Source organism: Rhizobium sp. Rhizsp82, assembly GCF_047325115.1.
Lineage (GTDB): Bacteria > Pseudomonadota > Alphaproteobacteria > Rhizobiales > Rhizobiaceae > Rhizobium.
Window position 1 is genome coordinate 2,679,832 of sequence record NZ_CP168570.1, and the last position, 17,563, is coordinate 2,697,394.

Sequence of the window (17,563 nt, forward strand, 5' to 3'; positions counted from 1 at the left end):
GAAGCAATGCGATGAAAAATTTCGAAGTGGCGGTGATCGGTGGCGGTCTCGCCGGCATGGTTGCCGCGGTAGCGATTGCCCGCGGCGGCCGCAACGTGGCGCTGATCGCGCCGCCTGCAGCCAAGGAAGACCGCCGCACCACGGCGCTGATGGATCAGTCGATCCGCTTCCTCGATCGCCTGACCCTCTGGGACAAGCTGAAGCCGTCGACCGCGCCGCTCACCAGCATGCGCATCATCGACGGCACGAATCGCCTGCTACGGGCACCGGCAACGACCTTCCGTGCCGCCGAAGTCGGCCTCGATGCCTTCGGCTACAATTTCCCGAACAAAGCGCTGACCGATGTGCTTGAAACCGCTATCGCAGGCGAGGGCAATATCACCCGCTTCGACGCCTTCGCCGAGACGATCGAAATCGGCGCCGAGAGCGTGACGCTGACACTTGCTGGCGGCGAGCAGCTGACGGCCGATTTCGCCGTCGGCGCTGACGGGCGCAAATCGAAGCTCCGCGAAACGGCCGGCATAGACGTCCGCAACTGGTCCTACCCGCAATCGGCCATGGTGCTGAATTTCAGCCATTCGGTGCCACACCAGAACATCTCCACCGAATTCCACACTGAGCATGGCCCTTTCACCCAGGTCCCGCTGTCAGGAAGCCGCTCAAGCCTCGTTTGGGTCCAGAACCCGGCGGAAGCCGCTCAGAATGTGGAACTCTCCCTTGAGGATTTGAGCCGTCTTGTCGAAGAGCGTATGCAGTCGATGCTCGGCAAAGTCACTGTCGAGCAGGGCGTCCAGGTCTGGCCACTGTCCGGCATGATGGCGCATCGCTTCGGCAAGGGCCGGATCGCGCTTATCGGCGAGGCAGCCCACGTCTTCCCGCCGATCGGGGCTCAGGGCCTGAACCTCAGCCTGCGCGATATCATGGCGCTGACCGACATTCTCTGCACACGCGCCGAATTGCCGGTCGCGGCCGATGCAGGCGACCAGTTCGACCGCAAGCGCCGCGCCGATATCATGACGCGCACCGCAAGCGTCGACCTTCTGAATCGTTCGCTTCTGTCGGATTTCCTGCCGGTGCAGATGCTGCGCGCCGCCGGCCTGCACATCCTCTCGGCCATCCCGCCGCTGCGCAATGTCGTGATGCGCGAGGGCATCGAGCCCGGCCGCGGTCTCCGGGGCATTCCGGATGCTCTGAAGGAAAGGCTAAGCCGGAAGAAAGCCTGATTTGATCGCGATCAGGAACATCGACACGGTGACGACAGACAGCGCGGTGGTGATCAGGATGGTCGCCGACGCGCGCTCCTGCCACACGTGATAGAGCTGGCCGAGGACGAAGACATTCGTCGCGGTCGGTAGTGCCGCGAGCAGCACCGCGGCATAAACCCAGACCGGCTCGAAGCCACCGACCAGCGTCAGCGCCGCATAGACGACGAGCGGATGGACGATCAGCTTGGCCGGAACGATGTAGCTGATTTCAACAGGCACCCGCTTGAGCGGCCGCAGCGCCAGCGTCACGCCCATCGCAAACAGGGCGCAGGGCGCGGCCGCCTGGGCAAGATAGTCGATGAACTGCCTGAGCGCCGATGGCTGCTCCAACTGCAGCCCCGCGGCAAGAAAGCCGGCCGCCGTCGACAGGATGAACGGATGCAACGCGACCTTGCGGACGATATCGGCGGCAATCTGTCCCCGTGAGCGCTTGTCATCGCCGGCAGCCGCCATCATCGCCGGCGCCACGATGAAATGCAGCGCGTTCTCCAGGCAGACGATCAGCGCGACCGGAACCGCGGCCCTGTCACCGAAGGCGATCAGCGCCAGCCCGGGACCCATGTAGCCGATATTGCCATAGGCACCGGCAAAGGCCTGGATCGTCGATTCGTCCATCCGGCTCTTGCGGATGAAACGGCCGATAACGAAAATCGCGATAAAGATCGAATAGGTGGCGGCCAGATCGGTGACGATGAAATCGATCCGCGCCAGATCCTCGACCGGCGTGCGCGATACGAGCTTGAAAAACAGCGCGGGCAGGGCGGCATAGACGATGAACGTATTCAGCCAGCCGAGCGCCTCGGCCGGCTGTTTCGTCACTTTCGCGGCGATATAGCCGATCAGGATCAGGCCGAAGAAGGGCAGGAGCAGGCTGATGATGTCGGCCACTGGACCGTCCGGGGCAAGTTGCAGAGCGGGCGAATGCTTCCCGCTTAGCCGATCTGCATCAGGATTGGAAAGGTCTGCTGGAACCAGATCGCGGCTTGACTGATAAAGCCGAACATGAAGGCGAGGCCGGTCAGCACCAGAAGCCCGCCGAGAACCTTCTCGACGGTGCCGAGATGGCGACGAAAGCGCACCAGGAACCGCATGAAGGCGCCCGAGAAACCGGCTGCGATCCAGAAGGGAATGGCAAGGCCCAGCGAATAGATGGCAAGCAGCCCGGCGCCGGAACCGACCGTCTCGCGCGACGCGGCGATGCCGAGGATCGCGCCGAGCACCGGACCGATGCAGGGCGTCCAGCCGAAGGCGAAGGCAAGACCCATGACATAGGCGCCGGTCAGCGTCGCCGGCTTGCCGCCATTCTGAAAGCGGGCCTCGCGCGCCAGCAATCCGATTCGGAACACGCCGAGGAAGTTGAGGCCCATGATGATGATGATCAGGCCGCCGATCTTCGAGAGGATGTCGAGATGCTGGCGGAGAGCCATGCCGATGCTGGAGGCACCCGCACCCAGCGCCACGAATACGGTCGCGAATCCGAACGTGAAGAACAGCGCCGAAAAGAACACGCCGCGGCGCACATCGGGAGCCACGGCAACAGCCGTCCCGCCACGGAACTGATCGACGGATATCCCGGCCATATAGCAGAGATAGGGCGGAACGAGCGGCAGAACGCAGGGGGAGAGGAAGGACAGAGCACCGGCAATCAGGGCGCTCCACAGGGAAATATCGGCAATCGACACGCATCTTCTCCGGCTGCAATCAGGCCGTTCTCTAGCGCTGCGGCCACGCGATTGCCAATCACCTTTTTGCGCTCCGGCAAGAAATGTGCCGAACGCCTGTGAAAGGCATGATTTTTCGGTTGACCGCAATGGGTCGCCTGCATATGTTCCGCGCACTTCCAGCCGGGGCGGCAAATCGCTGCCCAAGGCACCGTGGGAGAGCGTAGCTCAGCCGGTAGAGCAACTGACTTTTAATCAGTAGGTCTCGGGTTCGAACCCCGACGCTCTCACCACTTTCTCCCAGTGATTTTCCGATTTGAGCAACCGGCAAAGACTGTTCGCGTTGCCTCTCTCTGCCAACCCGAATCGGCATTCTCCCGCCTTTTCCAAGGCTTAGCGCTCGCCGCATTCCGTCTTTTGCGGAACAATCACATTTCCCCCGCGTTAGCTGGCATCGACTGAATGATGTCATACCCGGATCAGTATCCGGCTCAATATGCGGAGAATATAGTGAAGAAGCTTCTTGTTGCCTGTTTCATCGGTCTCGCCTCGATCACCGCGAGTGCCACGCCCTCCATGGCCGACAGTGTCACGGTGACGATCGGGGATAGCCATCATGGGGATCGCTGGAATCGCAGTCACCATAACGACTGGCGCCGCCATCACTACCGCTCGCGCCATCACGCGCGCCGCCACTGCAGTGTGAGGACCGTGCGCTACCATCGCCATGGCCGTGTGGTCTTCGCCAAGAAGCGCGTCTGCAGCTATTCACGCTGGTAGTCGCCCGTGACTGAGGAAGAGCCCCGGTTCGCGCCGGGGCTTTGTCATGTCTGTGGGACGGCGTCGTTAATGCGGGATTAATCGCAATGATGCCATTGTTTCGATGTTTGAGTGCCACAGCGCGAAGCGCGGAAGCTCGACTGGAGAGACGATGAAGAAGATAACGAGTTCGATCTTGGCGGCGGTGATTGGTGCGAGCTGCCTGATTGCAGTGACGGACAACGCAGCCGCGGACGACTGGCGCCATCGGCGCCACTATGATCGCCACTATCACGACAATACCGGCGCAGCCATCGCCGGTGGCCTGGCTGCCGGCGTCATCGGTGGCATGATCGGCGGAGCCCTTGTCAATAACGGCCCACGTTATGTCGAGCCGCCGCCCCCGCCGCCGCGTTGCTGGTTCGAGGACCGCCAGGTGGCCAACGCCTATGATGGCGGCTGGCATATGGAAAGTGTTCGCGTCTGCCGCTAAGGCCGGACGAAAGCGGAAATGAAAAAGCGCGCCGTTGAGCGCGCTTTTTGTTTGCCGTCGATTATCGCGGTTCAGCGCCGCGGAAAGTCGTTCCAGTTGGATGCCCGTGCCTTGGCGACAACGGTCTGGGCCTCGCGGCCAAGGAACAATACGCTGAAGATTGCGACGATGGTGATGATATCCCACATGGCCTGACCCCTCGTTGGACGGGCCGTTCATCGGCTGCCGTCATGTTCCGGGTGCGACCGCCATCGCACTTGCGGATGGCCTTAATATGATCGAAGCCTAAGCTATCGCATATCGCGAGATTTGGGGATGCCCCGCCGCTAGCTTCGGCGAGGCACCGGCTCCTGGTCCGCCATCAACCCTTGAGCTTGGCATTGCAGAGGCTGTAATAGCCGCCGCCCTTCTGGATCCACTTCAGGCCGCCAAGCGAATTTTTGGCCTTGTCTTCGTTGTATGCATCGACGCAGGTATGCATGCGGGCCTTGCCGGGCTTTTCGCTGGCATATTTCGTCGAGATTGCGGTCGGGAATTTCACGCCCGAGGGAGCAGCCACTGTCGGCTTTTCGGGCTCTTCATTGGTGTTGAGAGAAACGTCGGGCTCGGCGGTTGCGTCAGCGCCGCATTGAGCCTTGCGGAAGTCGTTCCACTTCACGCCTTTTGCCGAGCCGTCCGCCTGCGCGGACTTATACTTGGCGCTGCATTCTTTCATTGTCAGCGCCGAGGCCGGTGTTGCCATAAAGGCCGTGGCGCCGAGAAAAGCAAGCGATGTAAGCAGAAGTGCACGATTGAGCATTGGTCCATCCTCCGATTGTACCGTGTGCCCGTAAACTATCGGACCGGATGAAATTCTCAGTCAACGCGGCAATTTATCTCACCAACTATAAGTATAGTTCCACGATTACTTTCAGGTTGCATTCTGTTTCACGTTTTTCCGCTGGCCTTTCCATGATCGGCCGCCGCCCTAGATTGTAAATGCAGCGCGCAGGAGGGCTCTTTCGATGACCGGACATACGACTGACAGCAAGATCTCATCCCACAAGGTGATCCGTGGACGGCCCTACAGCATCAGCGAATTCGCGCGCAAATACCGCCTCGATGATGACGAGGCGAAGCGGCTGTTCGACAAGTTCGGTCCCTCAGCTACGGAGCTCGACCTGCTGATGGCGGCAAAGCGCAGGCCGCCGCACCCGACGCCCGGCCTCGGCATGTGAGCGCGCTGCGCAGCGGCGGCTGTCTCTGCGGCGCCGTCCGCTACGAGATCCGGGGGGAGCCTTTGACATCCGGTCTTTGCCATTGTGCCGATTGCCGCAAGGAAAGCGGCTCGCTGTTCTCCGCCTATGCGATATGGCCGCGCGCCGCCCTGACTTATGCCGGTACCGTCTCCGTCTTTGCCGGGCGCAGCTTCTGTCCGCATTGCTGGTCGCTTATTTTGCCTGACGGATGAGAAAGCCGAGCTGCGTCTCGGCTCGCTCGATGGTCCTCCTGTTGGTATCGAGCCGGCACAGGAGGTCTGGATCATCAGGCGCGAGCGCTGGCTGCATCCCGTCGCCGGCGCGGCGCAGTTTCCGAGAGATCCGGTTTGAAAAGCGGAGTTTTATTACCAAGATTTAATTGCGCAATGCCCGCTTTCCGTGCCAATGCGGCGCTATCGCTAATCTCCGGTTCATCTACCCTGTGACTATCTAGGGATGAACGGAGCAGGTGCTCCCATATCTCTGTTTGAGGATTTTATGAGCGATTCCGAAACTGGAACCGGCCCGCAGACATCGCCCACCAAGCATGCCGAAAACGATCTCGCGGCCGTTCTCGCCGCATCCGGCAAGCGCCGCAAATCCGGCCGCTGGCGGGGGAGACTGCTTGCAGCCGCGGCGATCGTCATCATCGGTGGCGGTGCGGCCTATTACTATTCCGGCCGCGGCGGCAACGAATACAGCTATACGACCCAGCCGGTGAAGCGCGGCGACCTGACGGTTCTCGTCACCGCCACCGGTTCGGTGCAGCCGACGGAGCAGGTCGATATTTCGAGCGAGCTCTCCGGCACGGTGCGCGACGTCAATGTCGACTATAACAGCACCGTCAAGGCGGGCGACGTGCTTGCCGTCCTCGACACCAACAAGCTGGAAGCCGACGTCAAGAGCTCGCGCGCCAAGCTCGCTTCCGCGAAAGCCAATGTCACCAAGGCCGGTGCCGATCTCGAATCGGCGCGCACCTCGCTGGATCGCGTCAAAAACCTCGTGCAGAGCAACGTCACGACGCGCCAGAGCCTCGACGACGCGAGCTACAAGTTCGATTCCGCCGTCGCCACCAAAGAGATCAACGAAGCCGACGTGCTGTCGTCGGAAGCCGATCTACAGCTGGCGGAAGTCAACCTCGCCAAGGCGAAGATCGTCTCGCCGATCGATGGCGTCATCCTGACACGCTCGGTCGATCCGGGTGCGACAGTAGCTGCGTCGCTCTCCGCACCGGTTCTCTTCGTCATCGGCGGCGACTTGAAGAAGATGGAGCTGCAGGTCGATGTCGATGAGGCCGATGTCGGCCAGATCGCCGTCGGCCAGAAGGCGACCTTCACCGTCGACGCCTATCCGGAGCGCACGTTCCCCGCCGAGATCGAGCAGATCCGCTTTGCCTCGGAGACGACCAACAACGTCGTTACCTACAAGGCCGTCCTTTCTGTCGATAACGCCGACCTGCTGCTGCGCCCGGGCATGACGGCGACAGCCGACGTCACCGTCGAAGCCGTCAAGGACACGCTGATGGTGCCGAATGCCGCGCTGCGCTATGCGCCGCCGGAAACGGGCGCCGGCCGCAACCGCGGCATTTTCGGTCTCTTCCGTCCGCCCCGCATGGGACCGCGATCGGGCACCGGTGGCGAAGCACTGGCCGGCAACAAGCGCCGTGTCTGGGTACTGCGCGGCGAACGCCAGATTCCACTCGTCATCCAGGTGGGCTCGTCGGATGGCCAGTTCACGCAGGTGACCTCGGGTGAGATCAAGGACGGCGATGCGCTCGTGACCGACGCCACCGCCAGGACACGATAGGCGGGCGGATGATGAGCACTCCGCCGCTTCTGGAATTCCGGCAGGTGTCGAAGATCTACGGCGAGGGCGAAGCCGCGATCCGCGCCCTCGATCACGTCGATATGGCGATTGCCACGCATGAATTCGTCGCGATCATGGGTCCCTCGGGTTCCGGCAAGTCGACGGCGATGAACATTCTCGGCTGCCTCGATGTGCCGACTTCGGGCGACTATGTCTTCCAGGGCATCTCGACGACCGGGTTCGATCGCAGCCAGCTGACGCTGCTGCGCCGCCACATGCTGGGCTTCGTCTTCCAGGGCTTCAATCTTCTGTCGCGCACCTCGGCGCTCGAAAATGTCGAGCTGCCGCTGATCTATCGCGGCATGCATGCCGCGGAGCGTCACAAGCGCGCCTGCGAAGCATTGAAGCTCGTCGGCCTCTCGGGCCGCGAACATCACAAGACGCAGGAGCTCTCCGGTGGCCAGCAGCAGCGCGTCGCAATCGCCCGCGCCATCGTCACCGAACCGGCACTGTTGCTCGCTGACGAACCGACGGGCAATCTCGATACCAAGACCAGCATCGAGATCATGGATCTGATGACGCGCCTGAACCGCGAGCAGGGGATCACCATCGTCATGGTCACCCACGAGCCCGATATCGCCGCCTACGCCCAGCGCCTGCTGCGCTTCGTCGATGGCAAGCTGGAAGCCGAAGTGGCGCATCAGCAGGAGGCCAGCCATGTTTCTTGAGACGCTGAAGCTCGCGCTGCGCGCCATCACCCGCAACATGCTGCGCTCGTTCCTGACTGTGCTCGGCGTCGTCATCGGCGTTGCCGCCGTCATCGCGCTGGTGACGATCGGTAACGGCACGACGGCGCAGGTATCGGCCGAGCTCTCCCGGCTCGGCACCAACATGCTTTTTGCCCGGCCCGGCCAGTTCGGCCCCGGACGCGCCAGTACGGAGGCCCGGCGTTTCACGGTCAAGGATGTCGATGCGATCCGCGATCAGGTGAGTGGCCTGCGCGCTGTCGCGCCGCTCAACCAGACGACTGCGACGGTCATCTATGGCGGCCAGAGCCATTCGACGAGCGTCATGGGTACGACCAACGACTATTTCATCGCCCAGGACTGGGACATGGCGCTCGGCCGCACCTTCGATGCCGCCGAGGAACGGGGCAGGGCGCGTTGTATCCTCGGCGAGACCGTGCGCTCCCAGCTCTTCGGCGCAGCCGATCCCACCGGCCAGCAGATCCGCGTCGGCAAGGTTTCCTGCAGCGTCATCGGCGTTCTCGCCAAGCGCGGTCAGTCGGGCATGGGTAATGACCAGGACGACGTGGTGATCATGCCGGTGAAGGTCTACCAGCGCCGTATCGGCGGCAAGGCCAATGCGAATGTGCAGATGATCGTCATCTCGGCGCGCGATGGTGTCGAGACCTCCAAGATCCAGGACGAGACCGAAAACCTGCTGCGCGAGCGCCGCAAGATCATTCCAGGCCGCGAGGACGATTTCAACGTCAACGACATGACACAGATCGCCGAAGCGATGACCGGAACGACGACGCTGCTGACCGGCCTGCTCGGCGCCGTCGCCGCCATCAGTCTGCTGGTCGGCGGCATAGGCATCATGAACATCATGCTGGTATCGGTGACGGAGCGAACCCGCGAGATCGGCATACGTCTCGCGATCGGCGCGCTGGAGACGCAGGTCCTCATGCAGTTCCTCGTCGAGGCGGTGGCGCTGTCCTTGTTCGGCGGCATTACCGGTATCGTGCTCGGCATGGGGATCGGCTTCGTTTCGGTGACGCTGCTAAAGGTGCCATTCGTCGTCAGCCCGCTGATGATCGGCGTCGCCTTCGCCTTCTCGGCGGCGATCGGGATGATCTTCGGCTATTTTCCGGCCCGGCGCGCCGCCCAGCTGAACCCGATCGAGGCACTCCGTCACGAGTGACGTGAAGTCACCGCTCTTTGATATGTCATCCCCACACCCAACCTTGCCATTGCGCAGGATGCGTGTAAGGGATGATATATCAGTAAGTTGCGGCGGATCACCGAATGCAGAACTCGCAAAGTCACCAATCCTACCTGGCGCTTGAACATGCGATCGTGACGCTCGCTGTGAAGCCCGGTGCCATGGTGACGGAGCGCCAGCTTATCGACATGACCGGGCACGGCCGCACGCCGGTGCGCGAGGCGATCCAAAAGCTCGCGTGGCAGGGCCTGATCATCGTGCGCCCACGCGTCGGCCTGCAGATTGCCGAGATCGGCCCTGGCGACCACGCCAGCGTCATGCAGGTGCGCCGCGAGCTGGAGCCGATTGCCGCGGCCCTCGTTGCCGAGCACGCGAACGAGGATCAGCGCGAGGCGCTGGCCGGCTGCGAGAACGCCATGCGGGCCTGCGCCGACAGCGGCGATCTCGCCGCCTTCTTCGCCGCCGACAAGGCGTTCGACGAAGTGCTGGAAGAGGCTTGTCCGAACCAGTTCATCACCGCGGCGCTCGGCCCGGTGCAGACCCATTCGCGCCGCATCTGGTACTCGACCGCCAACCCGTCCCGCATGGAGCGCTCGATCGCGTTGCATGTCGCAACGATCGAGGCGATCCGCGAAGGACGCACTGACGCCGCCCGTGACACGATGACCGTACTCATCGACTATCTCAGCCAGAAATGAAAACGGCCCCGTTTCCGGAGCCGTTTGCAATCAGATTGTCTGGAGCGATCAGCCGACGAAGGCGCGTTCGATGACGAACTCGGCTGGCTTGCTGTTGGCGCCTTCTTCCAGGCCCGCCTTTTCGAGCAGTTCCTTGGTGTCCTTCAGCATGGCCGAGGAGCCGCAGATCATGCCGCGGTCGATCGCCGGATCGATCGGCGGGATTCCGAGATCGCTGAACAGCTTGCCGGACTCGATGAGGTCAGTAATGCGGCCGGTGCGCTCGAAATCCTCGCGGGTCACGGTCGCATAGTGGCGCAGCTTGTCGCCGACGATTTCGGCGAGCAGCTCGTCGTTGCGGATTTCGTCAACGAGGTCGAAGCCGTATTTCAGTTCGGCAACGTCGCGCGTCGTATGCGTGAGGATGACTTCCTCGAACTTCTCATAGGTCTCCGGATCGCGGATCAGGCTTGCGAAGGGTGCAATGCCGGTGCCGGTCGAGAACATGTAGAGGCGCTTGCCGGGGGTGAGCGCGTCGAGAACGAGCGTGCCCGTCGGCTTCTTGCGCATCAGCACCTGGTCGCCCGGCTTGATGCCCTGCAGATGTGAGGTCAGCGGGCCATCCGGAACCTTGATCGAGAAGAATTCGAGCTCTTCGGCCCAGGCCGGGCTGGCGATCGAATAGGCGCGGAATACCGGCTTGCCCTCGACCATCAGGCCGATCATCGCGAACTCGCCCGAGCGGAAACGGAAGCCCTGCGGCCGGGTCATCGTGAAGCGGAAGAGCCGGTCGGTATAATGGGTCACGCTCAGCACCGTTTCGGCATAGACGTTTGCCGGAATGGAGGAGGCGAAATCTTCGGTCTTTGCAGGGGCGTTCATTTCGGTATCGGATCCCGTATTCATCGCACGAAAGTTCTATTGCGAGGCTGATATTACAAAACCACCGCAAATTAAAGGCAATCCATTCTCTGCCGCGTGCCAGCTGCGAAATATGCATGTCATTCTCATGATTCAATGCTCTGTGGGCTCTTTTCGCTTTTGATCTGGCGGAGCGGGGCAAAGGATGCATATTAGGGCCAAAACGCGCCCGGGAGTATCAGGGGGCGGCAGGCGCTACGGGGAAACATGAAGATTTTCAATTACAAGCGCGTACCCTACGCGGAGATGCGCGCCTTTTCCGTCCATATTCTGACAGCTTCCGGCTCCTTCCTGGCCTTCCTCGGCGTTGTGGCCGCCGCCGAGCATCGTTTCATCGACATGTTCTGGTGGCTGGGCCTGGCGCTCCTCGTCGATGGCATCGACGGCCCGATCGCCCGCAAGGTGCGGGTCAAGGAAGTGCTGCCGAACTGGTCGGGCGACACGCTCGACAACATCATCGACTATGTCACCTACGTGCTGCTACCAGCCTTCGCGCTCTATCAGAGTGGCATGATCGGCGAGCCCTGGTCTTTTGCCGCCGCCGGCATGATCGTCGTCTCGAGCGCCATCTACTATGCCGATATGGGCATGAAGACCGAGGAATACTTCTTCTCGGGCTTCCCCGTCGTTTGGAACATGATCGTCTTCACGCTCTTCGTCATGGATGCGAGCGCCATGACCGCGATGATCGTCGTCACGGTCTCGGTATTCCTGACGTTCCTGCCGATCAATTTCCTGCATCCGGTCCGCGTCAAGCGCCTGCGGCCGCTCAATCTCGGCGTCTTCTTCCTCTGGTCGGCGCTCGGCATCTATTCGCTGCTGATGCATTTCGACATGCCGCATTGGGCGGTTGTCCTCTTCATCATCAGCGGTATCTACCTCTATTGCATCGGCGCCGTGCTGCAGTTCTTCCCGGCGCTTGGAAAGAGCGAATAGGACAGGCGCAATGGCAAAGACGCAGGCAGTCGCATTCACCCGCAATGGCGGCCCGGAGGTTCTTGACTATGTGGATGTCGATCTGCCGCCGCCCGGCGCCGGCGAGGTGCAGCTGAAACATGCTGCGATCGGCCTGAACTTCATCGACGTCTATTTCCGCGACGGCACCTACAAGGCGCCGCATCTGCCCTTCGTCACCGGAAAGGAAGCCTCCGGCACCATCACCGCTGTCGGCCCGGGCGTGACCGGCTTTGCCGTCGGCGACCGAATTGCCTACGCGAGCGCTGACGGTGCCTATAGCGTCGAGCGCAACATCGACACCAAACATCTGGTCAAGGTACCCGACGGCATCAGTCTCGAAACCGCGGCCGCGATGATGCTCAAGGGCATGACGGCCGAGTATCTGCTGAACCGCACCTTCAAGGTCGGGCCGGAAACGGTTCTGCTGTTCCACGCCGCTGCCGGCGGCGTCGGCCTGATTGCCGGCCAGTGGGCGAGGGCGCTCGGCGCTACCGTCATCGGTACGGCGGGATCGGACGACAAGGTCAAGCTGGCGCTCGAGCACGGTTACGATCACGTCATCAACTACAGGACCGAAAACTTCGTCGAAAGGGTGAAGGAAATCACCGGCGGCAAGGGCGTCGATGTCGTCTATGACTCCATCGGCCGCGACACCTTCCCGCACTCGCTCGACTGCCTGAAGCCGCGCGGTCTCTTCGCCTCCTTCGGTCAATCCTCTGGCGGCATTGAGAATTTCACGCTTGCCGCACTCGCCCAGCGCGGCTCGCTCTTCGCCACCCGGCCGACGCTCTTCAGCTATATTGCGACACCGCAAGAGCTTAAGGATTGTGCAAACGCGCTATTTGCTGTTGTGCTGAGCAACAAAGTGCGTATCAATATCAATCAAACATATCCGCTACGTGAGGTGGGACGGGCTCACACGGATCTGGAAGCAAGAAAAACGACTGGAACTACGCTGCTGATCCCATAGAGATTCCGTGAAAAAGGACGGATCGGCAGAGAGAAATGAGGGGAACGTGTCGTCATCCAATGCGCCGTCGTCGGGTGCGTTACTGTCGGTCCAGAAGCTGACCAAGCATTTCGGCAGCTTTGCTGCCTGCAATGAAATCGACCTCGATATAGCCCCCGGCGAAATCCACGCTCTGCTTGGAGAAAACGGTGCGGGAAAATCGACCCTGGTGAAAATGCTGTTCGGCGTGCTGGAGCCGACGGCTGGTCACATCCTCTGGGAAGGCAAGCCCGTCACCATCGGCTCCCCCGGCGAGGCCCGCAATCTCGGCGTCGGCATGGTCTTCCAGCACTTCTCGCTGTTCGAAGCGCTGACCGTCGCCGAAAATATCGCTCTCTCGCTCGCTGACACCATTCCGATCGGCAAGATCGCCGAAGAGGCACGCACGCTGTCGCGCGCCTACGGCCTGCCGCTCGATCCGCATGCGCATGTGGCTGACCTCTCGGTCGGCGAACGCCAGCGTATCGAGATCGTACGCGCGCTGCTGCAAAACCCGAAGCTGATCATCCTCGACGAGCCGACCTCGGTGCTGACGCCGCAGGAAGCCGACAAGCTGTTCGAGACACTGTTCAAGCTGAAGGCCGAGGGGCGCTCCGTTCTCTATATCAGCCACCGTCTCGAGGAAGTGCAGCGCATCTGCGATCGTGCCACCGTTCTTCGCCACGGCAAGGTGACCGGCGCCTGCGATCCGAGGCAGGAAACGCCGGCGTCGCTGGCTCGCATGATGGTCGGCAGCGATGTCGCGGCCGTCACCCATCCCGACCGCGGCAACAAGGGTGAAGTCCAGCTCGCCGTGACCGGCCTTTCGGTCTCTGCGCGTACGCCTTTCGCAATGCCGCTCAAGGATGTCTCTTTGGCTGTCCGCTCAGGCGAAATCCTGGCGATCGCCGGTGTCGCCGGCAATGGCCAGAGCGAACTCTTCGATGCGCTCTCCGGCGAATATCCCGTTGCCGAGCCGAACGCGGTGATGATCCGCGCCAAGCCGGTCGGCACGCTCGGCATCACCGCCCGCCGTCTTCTCGGCGCCGGTTTCGTTCCGGAAGAGCGCCATGGCCATGCCGCCGTCTCGGCCATGAAGCTCTCTGACAATCTCGTGCTGGCGCGCAGTCAGTCGGACCGCAAGTCCTTCCTTGGCGGCGGCTTCCTCGGTGTCATCAAGCACGGCGCGGTCAAGGCCGCCGCGCGACGCATCTCCGAAGCCATGGATGTCCGCAAGAGCGGAGACGATCCGGCGGCCGGGTCGCTGTCGGGCGGTAACCTGCAGAAATTCATCGTCGGCCGTGAGCTCGACCGCCAGCCGGCCGTCCTCGTCGTCAATCAGCCGACCTGGGGCGTTGATGCCGGTGCGGCAAGCCGCATCCGTCAGGCGCTCGTCGATCTGGCCCGCGCCGGTTCTGCCGTCGTCGTCATCAGCCAGGATCTCGACGAGATCTTCGAAGTCGCGACCGAGATCGCCGTCATCTCCGAAGGGCGTCTGTCGCCGCCATTCCCGTCGGGCGAGCTGACCCGCGAAAAGATCGGCCTGCTCATGGGCGGCCTGCATGAAAGCAAGCCCGCTGCGGAGGCCGGACATGCGCATTGAACTCGAAAAGCGTCCGCAGGTCTCGAAGCTCTATGCCTTCGTCTCGCCGTTGCTCGCGCTGGCCCTGACGCTGATTGCCGGCGCCATCATGTTCGCCATTCTCGGCAAGGACCCGATCGAGGCGCTCGACGCCTTCTTCATCGAGCCGCTGCTCGAAGTCTGGTCGCTGCATGAGCTGGCGATCAAGGCCGCACCGCTGATCCTGATCGCCGTCGGCCTGTCGGTCTGTTACCGCTCCAACAACTGGAACATCGGCGCCGAAGGCCAGTTCACGGTCGGCGCCATCACAGGCTCGATCCTGCCGATCGTCTTCACCGAATGGCATTCGCCGATGGTGCTGCCGCTGATGCTGATCATGGGCGCGATCGGCGGAGCGCTGTTTGCGGCAATCCCGGCGCTGCTCAAGGCGCATTTCAACACCAACGAGATCCTGACGTCGCTGATGCTGGTCTATATCGCCCAGCTTTTCCTCGACTGGCTGATCCGCGGCCGCTGGCGCAATCCGCAGGGCTTCAACTTCCCTGAAAGCGTCGGCTTTCCGCCTGAGGCGACGCTTCCGGCGATCTGGGAGGAGTCCGGCCGCGCGCATTGGGCCTTCATCTTCGCGATCGTTGCCGCGATCCTCGTCTGGTTCATGATGAAATACACGCTGAAGGGCTTCGAGATCGTCGTCCTCGGGCAGTCGGAGCGGGCAGGGCGTTTTGCAGGCTTTTCCTCGAAGCGGATGATCTGGTTCGGCTTCCTGTTCTCAGGCGCTCTGGCCGGTCTCGCAGGCATTTCCGAAGTCTCCGGTTCGATCGGCCACCTGCAGCCGGCAATCTCGCCGGGTTACGGCTTTACCGCGATCATCGTCGCCTTCCTCGGCCGCCTCAATCCGCTCGGCATCATTCTCTCCGGCCTGGTGCTGGCGCTGACCTATCTCGGCGGCGAGGCAGCGCAGCTGTCGATCGGCGTCTCCGACAAGGTTACGCGCGTGTTCCAGGGCTTGCTGCTGTTCTTCGTGCTCTCGTGCGACACGCTCATCTACTACAAGATCCGCATCATCTGGTCGCGGGTTCGGGGAGGCGCGGCATGAGCATCTTCGAAGCAATCCTGCTGACGGTCATCACCGCCTCCACGCCGCTGGTCATCGCCGCACTCGGCGAACTCGTGGCCGAGCGGTCTGGCGTCCTCAATCTCGGTGTCGAGGGCATGATGATCATGGGCGCTGTCGCTGCCTTCGCCGGTGCGCAGATGAGCGGCTCGCCCTACATCGGCCTGATCTGCGGCATCGCCGCCGGCGCTCTGTTTTCGCTGCTCTTCGGCTTCCTGACGCTGACGCTGGTGGCAAACCAGGTGGCGACGGGTCTGGCGCTCACCATTCTCGGCCTCGGCGTGTCAGGCATGCTCGGCGAATCCTTCGTCAGCGTTCCCGGCATCCGGCTGAGCCCGATCGTCTTCCCGTTCCTGTCGGATATTCCGGTGATCGGCTCGGTGCTGTTCCGCCAGGACCTGACCTTCTACCTGTCGATCGCGCTCCTGGTCGGCGTCAGCTGGTTCCTGTTCCGCAGCCGCGCCGGGCTCAAGCTGCGCGCCATCGGCGACAATCACGCTTCGGCCCATGCGCTCGGCATCAATGTCATCCGCACCCGCTATCTCGCCGTGATCTTCGGCGGCGCCTGCGCTGGTCTTGCCGGCGCGCAGCTGTCGCTCGTCTATACGCCGCAATGGGTGGAGAACATGTCGTCGGGCCGCGGCTGGATCACGCTCGCACTCGTCGTCTTTGCCTCCTGGCGTCCGCTGCGTGTCTTCGCCGGCGGCTATCTGTTCGGCGCCGTCACCATTCTGCAGCTGCATGCCCAGGCCTTCGGCATCGGCATTCCGGCACAGTTCCTGTCGATGCTGCCCTATGCGGCCACTATTGTGGTTCTCATCATCATTTCTCATAATCGGCGCACGACGTTGATCAACACGCCCGCGTCGCTTGGAAAAGCCTTCGTACCGGAGCGATAGAAGAAAAAATCAGACGGGTTTCCGGAAATCTCTTCAAAACCAACAGGGGTCACCATGAAGAAAATAGCACTCGCACTCGCCGCATCGGCTGCCGCGCTGATAAGCGTCGGTTCCGCTCAGGCGGCGGACAAGACCAAGATCTGCTTCGTCTATGTCGGTTCGCACACCGACGGCGGCTACTCGCAGGCACACGATCTCGGCCGCCAGCAGATCCAGAAGGAATTCGGCGACAAGATCGAAACGCCTTACCTCGAAAACGTGCCGGAAGGCCCGGACGCCGAGCGCGCCATCGAGCGTCTCGCCCGCTCCGGCTGCAAGCTGATCTTCACCACCTCCTTCGGCTTCATGGATGCGACCGTCAAGGTTGCCGCCAAGTTCCCGAACGTGAAGTTCGAGCATGGCACCGGCTACAAGACCGGCCCGAATCTCGCGACCTACAACTCGCGCTTCTATGAAGGCCGCTACATCCTCGGCCAGATCGCTGCCAAGACCTCGAAGAACCACGGCGCTGCCTACATCGCCTCCTTCCCGATTCCTGAAGTCGTGATGGGCATCAACTCCTTCGAGCAGGGCGCCAAGTCCGTCGACCCGAGCTTCAAGCTGAAGGTCATCTGGGTCAACACCTGGTTCGACCCGGGCAAGGAAGCCGATGCCGCCAAGGCGATGATCGACCAGGGCGTCGACGTCCTGACGCAGCACACCGACACGACCGCGCCGATGCAGGTTGCCGAGGAGCGCGGCATCCACGCTTTCGGTCAGGCCTCCGACATGATCGCAGCCGGCCCGAAGGCACAGCTGACGGCGATCGTCGACACCTGGGGCAACTACTACTCTAAGCGCGTTCACGCGCTGCTCGACGGCACCTGGAAGTCCGAGCAGAGCTGGGATGGCCTGAAGGACGGCATCTTGAAGATGGCCGACTACACCAACATGCCTGACGACGTGAAGAAGATGGCGCAGGATACCGAAGCCAAGATCAAGTCCGGCGAACTGCATCCCTTCACCGGCCCGATCAACAAGCAGGACGGTACGCCCTGGCTGAAGGCCGGCGAGAAGGCTGATGACGGCACGCTGCTCGGCATGAACTTCTACGTCGAAGGCGTCGACGACAAGCTGCCGCAATAATATCCGGCCGCAACTTTTGCGATTGCGAAAGGCGCTCCGAAGGGGCGCCTTTTTTTTGCTGCACTGCATGCTAGAATTACGATTTACAAAAGTAATACTATATGATTTTTTGACTCTCGTGCCGCGAGGAG

At 62.0% G+C, this 17,563-nt stretch carries 18 protein-coding genes, 1 tRNA gene and 1 pseudogene; 16 read left to right on the plus strand and 4 right to left on the minus strand.

Features of this window, described 5'->3' with window-relative positions:
* Window positions 1-11: 11 nt before the first annotated feature.
* Window positions 12-1,223 carry a UbiH/UbiF family hydroxylase gene (locus ACEN84_RS18305; protein ID WP_413709461.1) on the plus strand — a complete coding sequence of 404 codons (1,212 nt, stop codon included), beginning with the start codon at window positions 12-14 and terminating at the stop codon, window positions 1,221-1,223.
* Here the strand turns inward: ACEN84_RS18305 and ACEN84_RS18310 are convergent.
* A complete protein-coding gene (locus tag ACEN84_RS18310) occupies window positions 1,203-2,153 on the minus strand; it encodes an AEC family transporter (protein WP_413709462.1) in 951 nt (316 codons plus the stop codon). The two genes, ACEN84_RS18305 and ACEN84_RS18310, sit on opposite strands and share 21 nt — an antisense overlap.
* Window positions 2,154-2,197: 44 nt before the next feature.
* The gene (locus tag ACEN84_RS18315; RefSeq protein WP_413709463.1) at window positions 2,198-2,947 is read right to left on the minus strand and encodes a cytochrome c biogenesis CcdA family protein; all 750 of its coding nucleotides are present in this window, start codon (window positions 2,945-2,947) and stop codon (window positions 2,198-2,200) included.
* 196 nt (window positions 2,948-3,143) lie between these two features.
* Here ACEN84_RS18315 and ACEN84_RS18320 point away from each other — a divergent pair.
* The 3 genes from ACEN84_RS18320 (at window position 3,144) to ACEN84_RS18330 (ending at window position 4,178) form a co-directional block, all read left to right on the plus strand.
* Window positions 3,144-3,219, plus strand: a tRNA-Lys gene (locus ACEN84_RS18320).
* A 217-nt stretch (window positions 3,220-3,436) separates the two neighbouring features.
* Window positions 3,437-3,706: a hypothetical protein gene (locus ACEN84_RS18325; protein ID WP_112711819.1), complete on the plus strand. Its 270-nt coding sequence runs from the start codon at window positions 3,437-3,439 to the stop codon at window positions 3,704-3,706.
* Between the two features lie 151 nt (window positions 3,707-3,857).
* Complete coding sequence (locus tag ACEN84_RS18330; protein WP_413709464.1) at window positions 3,858-4,178, plus strand: hypothetical protein; 321 nt, start codon at window positions 3,858-3,860, stop codon at window positions 4,176-4,178.
* A 361-nt stretch (window positions 4,179-4,539) separates the two neighbouring features.
* Here ACEN84_RS18330 and ACEN84_RS18335 read toward each other — a convergent pair whose 3' ends face one another.
* Window positions 4,540-4,977 carry a hypothetical protein gene (locus ACEN84_RS18335; RefSeq protein ID WP_413709465.1) on the minus strand — a complete coding sequence of 146 codons (438 nt, stop codon included), beginning with the start codon at window positions 4,975-4,977 and terminating at the stop codon, window positions 4,540-4,542.
* 205 nt (window positions 4,978-5,182) lie between these two features.
* On the opposite strand from ACEN84_RS18335, the gene ACEN84_RS18340 reads away from it, so the two are divergent.
* From ACEN84_RS18340 to ACEN84_RS18365, 6 genes and pseudogenes are all read left to right on the plus strand, one after another.
* Window positions 5,183-5,395, plus strand: coding sequence for a hypothetical protein (locus ACEN84_RS18340; RefSeq protein ID WP_413709466.1), 213 nt, complete (start codon window positions 5,183-5,185; stop codon window positions 5,393-5,395).
* 5 nt (window positions 5,396-5,400) lie between these two features.
* Window positions 5,401-5,767, plus strand: a pseudogene (locus tag ACEN84_RS18345) (GFA family protein).
* Window positions 5,768-5,914: 147 nt separating this feature from the next.
* Window positions 5,915-7,222: an efflux RND transporter periplasmic adaptor subunit gene (locus ACEN84_RS18350; RefSeq protein WP_413709467.1), complete on the plus strand. Its 1,308-nt coding sequence runs from the start codon at window positions 5,915-5,917 to the stop codon at window positions 7,220-7,222.
* A gap of 11 nt (window positions 7,223-7,233) precedes the next feature.
* Complete coding sequence (locus ACEN84_RS18355; protein WP_413711326.1) at window positions 7,234-7,950, plus strand: ABC transporter ATP-binding protein; 717 nt, start codon at window positions 7,234-7,236, stop codon at window positions 7,948-7,950.
* Window positions 7,940-9,148: an ABC transporter permease gene (locus ACEN84_RS18360; RefSeq protein ID WP_199629305.1), complete on the plus strand. Its 1,209-nt coding sequence runs from the start codon at window positions 7,940-7,942 to the stop codon at window positions 9,146-9,148. Before ACEN84_RS18355 ends, ACEN84_RS18360 begins: the two co-directional genes overlap by 11 nt.
* A gap of 104 nt (window positions 9,149-9,252) precedes the next feature.
* Entirely contained in the window at window positions 9,253-9,867 is a 615-nt protein-coding gene (locus ACEN84_RS18365) for a GntR family transcriptional regulator (protein ID WP_413709468.1), read from the plus strand.
* A gap of 48 nt (window positions 9,868-9,915) precedes the next feature.
* On the opposite strand, the gene ACEN84_RS18370 is transcribed toward ACEN84_RS18365, so the two are convergent.
* A complete protein-coding gene (locus tag ACEN84_RS18370) occupies window positions 9,916-10,728 on the minus strand; it encodes a ferredoxin--NADP reductase (RefSeq protein WP_413709469.1) in 813 nt (270 codons plus the stop codon).
* A 246-nt stretch (window positions 10,729-10,974) separates the two neighbouring features.
* On the opposite strand from ACEN84_RS18370, the gene pcsA reads away from it, so the two are divergent.
* Genes pcsA through ACEN84_RS18400 form a run of 6 tightly spaced genes read left to right on the plus strand, consistent with a single transcriptional unit; the run spans window position 10,975 to window position 17,432 of the window.
* Window positions 10,975-11,703: a phosphatidylcholine synthase gene (pcsA, locus tag ACEN84_RS18375; protein WP_112711833.1), complete on the plus strand. Its 729-nt coding sequence runs from the start codon at window positions 10,975-10,977 to the stop codon at window positions 11,701-11,703.
* Window positions 11,704-11,713: 10 nt separating this feature from the next.
* Window positions 11,714-12,694 (plus strand): quinone oxidoreductase family protein, encoded by a 981-nt coding sequence (locus ACEN84_RS18380; protein ID WP_413709470.1) that lies wholly within the window; start codon window positions 11,714-11,716, stop codon window positions 12,692-12,694.
* A gap of 46 nt (window positions 12,695-12,740) precedes the next feature.
* On the plus strand, window positions 12,741-14,315 hold the full coding sequence (locus ACEN84_RS18385; protein ID WP_413709471.1) for an ABC transporter ATP-binding protein: 1,575 nt from the start codon (window positions 12,741-12,743) through the stop codon (window positions 14,313-14,315).
* Window positions 14,305-15,390 carry an ABC transporter permease gene (locus ACEN84_RS18390; protein WP_203428908.1) on the plus strand — a complete coding sequence of 362 codons (1,086 nt, stop codon included), beginning with the start codon at window positions 14,305-14,307 and terminating at the stop codon, window positions 15,388-15,390. The genes ACEN84_RS18385 and ACEN84_RS18390 overlap by 11 nt, the downstream gene beginning before the upstream one ends.
* Window positions 15,387-16,307, plus strand: a complete 921-nt coding sequence (locus ACEN84_RS18395) for an ABC transporter permease (protein WP_112711841.1) — start codon at window positions 15,387-15,389, stop codon at window positions 16,305-16,307. Before ACEN84_RS18390 ends, ACEN84_RS18395 begins: the two co-directional genes overlap by 4 nt.
* A 54-nt stretch (window positions 16,308-16,361) precedes the next feature.
* Window positions 16,362-17,432: a BMP family ABC transporter substrate-binding protein gene (locus ACEN84_RS18400; RefSeq protein WP_112711843.1), complete on the plus strand. Its 1,071-nt coding sequence runs from the start codon at window positions 16,362-16,364 to the stop codon at window positions 17,430-17,432.
* Window positions 17,433-17,563: the final 131 nt, after the last annotated feature.

Excerpts from the sequence above, each read along its gene's own strand:
- ACEN84_RS18390 (WP_203428908.1), top strand. The coding sequence starts at position 14,305 with ATGCGCATTGAACTCGAAAAGCGTCCGCAGGTCTCGAAGCTCTATGCC.
- ACEN84_RS18335 (WP_413709465.1), bottom strand. The coding sequence starts at position 4,977 with ATGCTCAATCGTGCACTTCTGCTTACATCGCTTGCTTTTCTCGGCGCC.
- ACEN84_RS18340 (WP_413709466.1), top strand. The coding sequence starts at position 5,183 with ATGACCGGACATACGACTGACAGCAAGATCTCATCCCACAAGGTGATC.
- ACEN84_RS18360 (WP_199629305.1), top strand. The coding sequence starts at position 7,940 with ATGTTTCTTGAGACGCTGAAGCTCGCGCTGCGCGCCATCACCCGCAAC.
- pcsA (WP_112711833.1), top strand. The coding sequence starts at position 10,975 with ATGAAGATTTTCAATTACAAGCGCGTACCCTACGCGGAGATGCGCGCC.
- ACEN84_RS18355 (WP_413711326.1), top strand. The coding sequence starts at position 7,234 with ATGAGCACTCCGCCGCTTCTGGAATTCCGGCAGGTGTCGAAGATCTAC.
- ACEN84_RS18365 (WP_413709468.1), top strand. The coding sequence starts at position 9,253 with ATGCAGAACTCGCAAAGTCACCAATCCTACCTGGCGCTTGAACATGCG.
- ACEN84_RS18395 (WP_112711841.1), top strand. The coding sequence starts at position 15,387 with ATGAGCATCTTCGAAGCAATCCTGCTGACGGTCATCACCGCCTCCACG.
- ACEN84_RS18370 (WP_413709469.1), bottom strand. The coding sequence starts at position 10,728 with ATGAACGCCCCTGCAAAGACCGAAGATTTCGCCTCCTCCATTCCGGCA.
- ACEN84_RS18350 (WP_413709467.1), top strand. The coding sequence starts at position 5,915 with ATGAGCGATTCCGAAACTGGAACCGGCCCGCAGACATCGCCCACCAAG.
- ACEN84_RS18305 (WP_413709461.1), top strand. The coding sequence starts at position 12 with ATGAAAAATTTCGAAGTGGCGGTGATCGGTGGCGGTCTCGCCGGCATG.
- ACEN84_RS18330 (WP_413709464.1), top strand. The coding sequence starts at position 3,858 with ATGAAGAAGATAACGAGTTCGATCTTGGCGGCGGTGATTGGTGCGAGC.
- ACEN84_RS18380 (WP_413709470.1), top strand. The coding sequence starts at position 11,714 with ATGGCAAAGACGCAGGCAGTCGCATTCACCCGCAATGGCGGCCCGGAG.
- ACEN84_RS18400 (WP_112711843.1), top strand. The coding sequence starts at position 16,362 with ATGAAGAAAATAGCACTCGCACTCGCCGCATCGGCTGCCGCGCTGATA.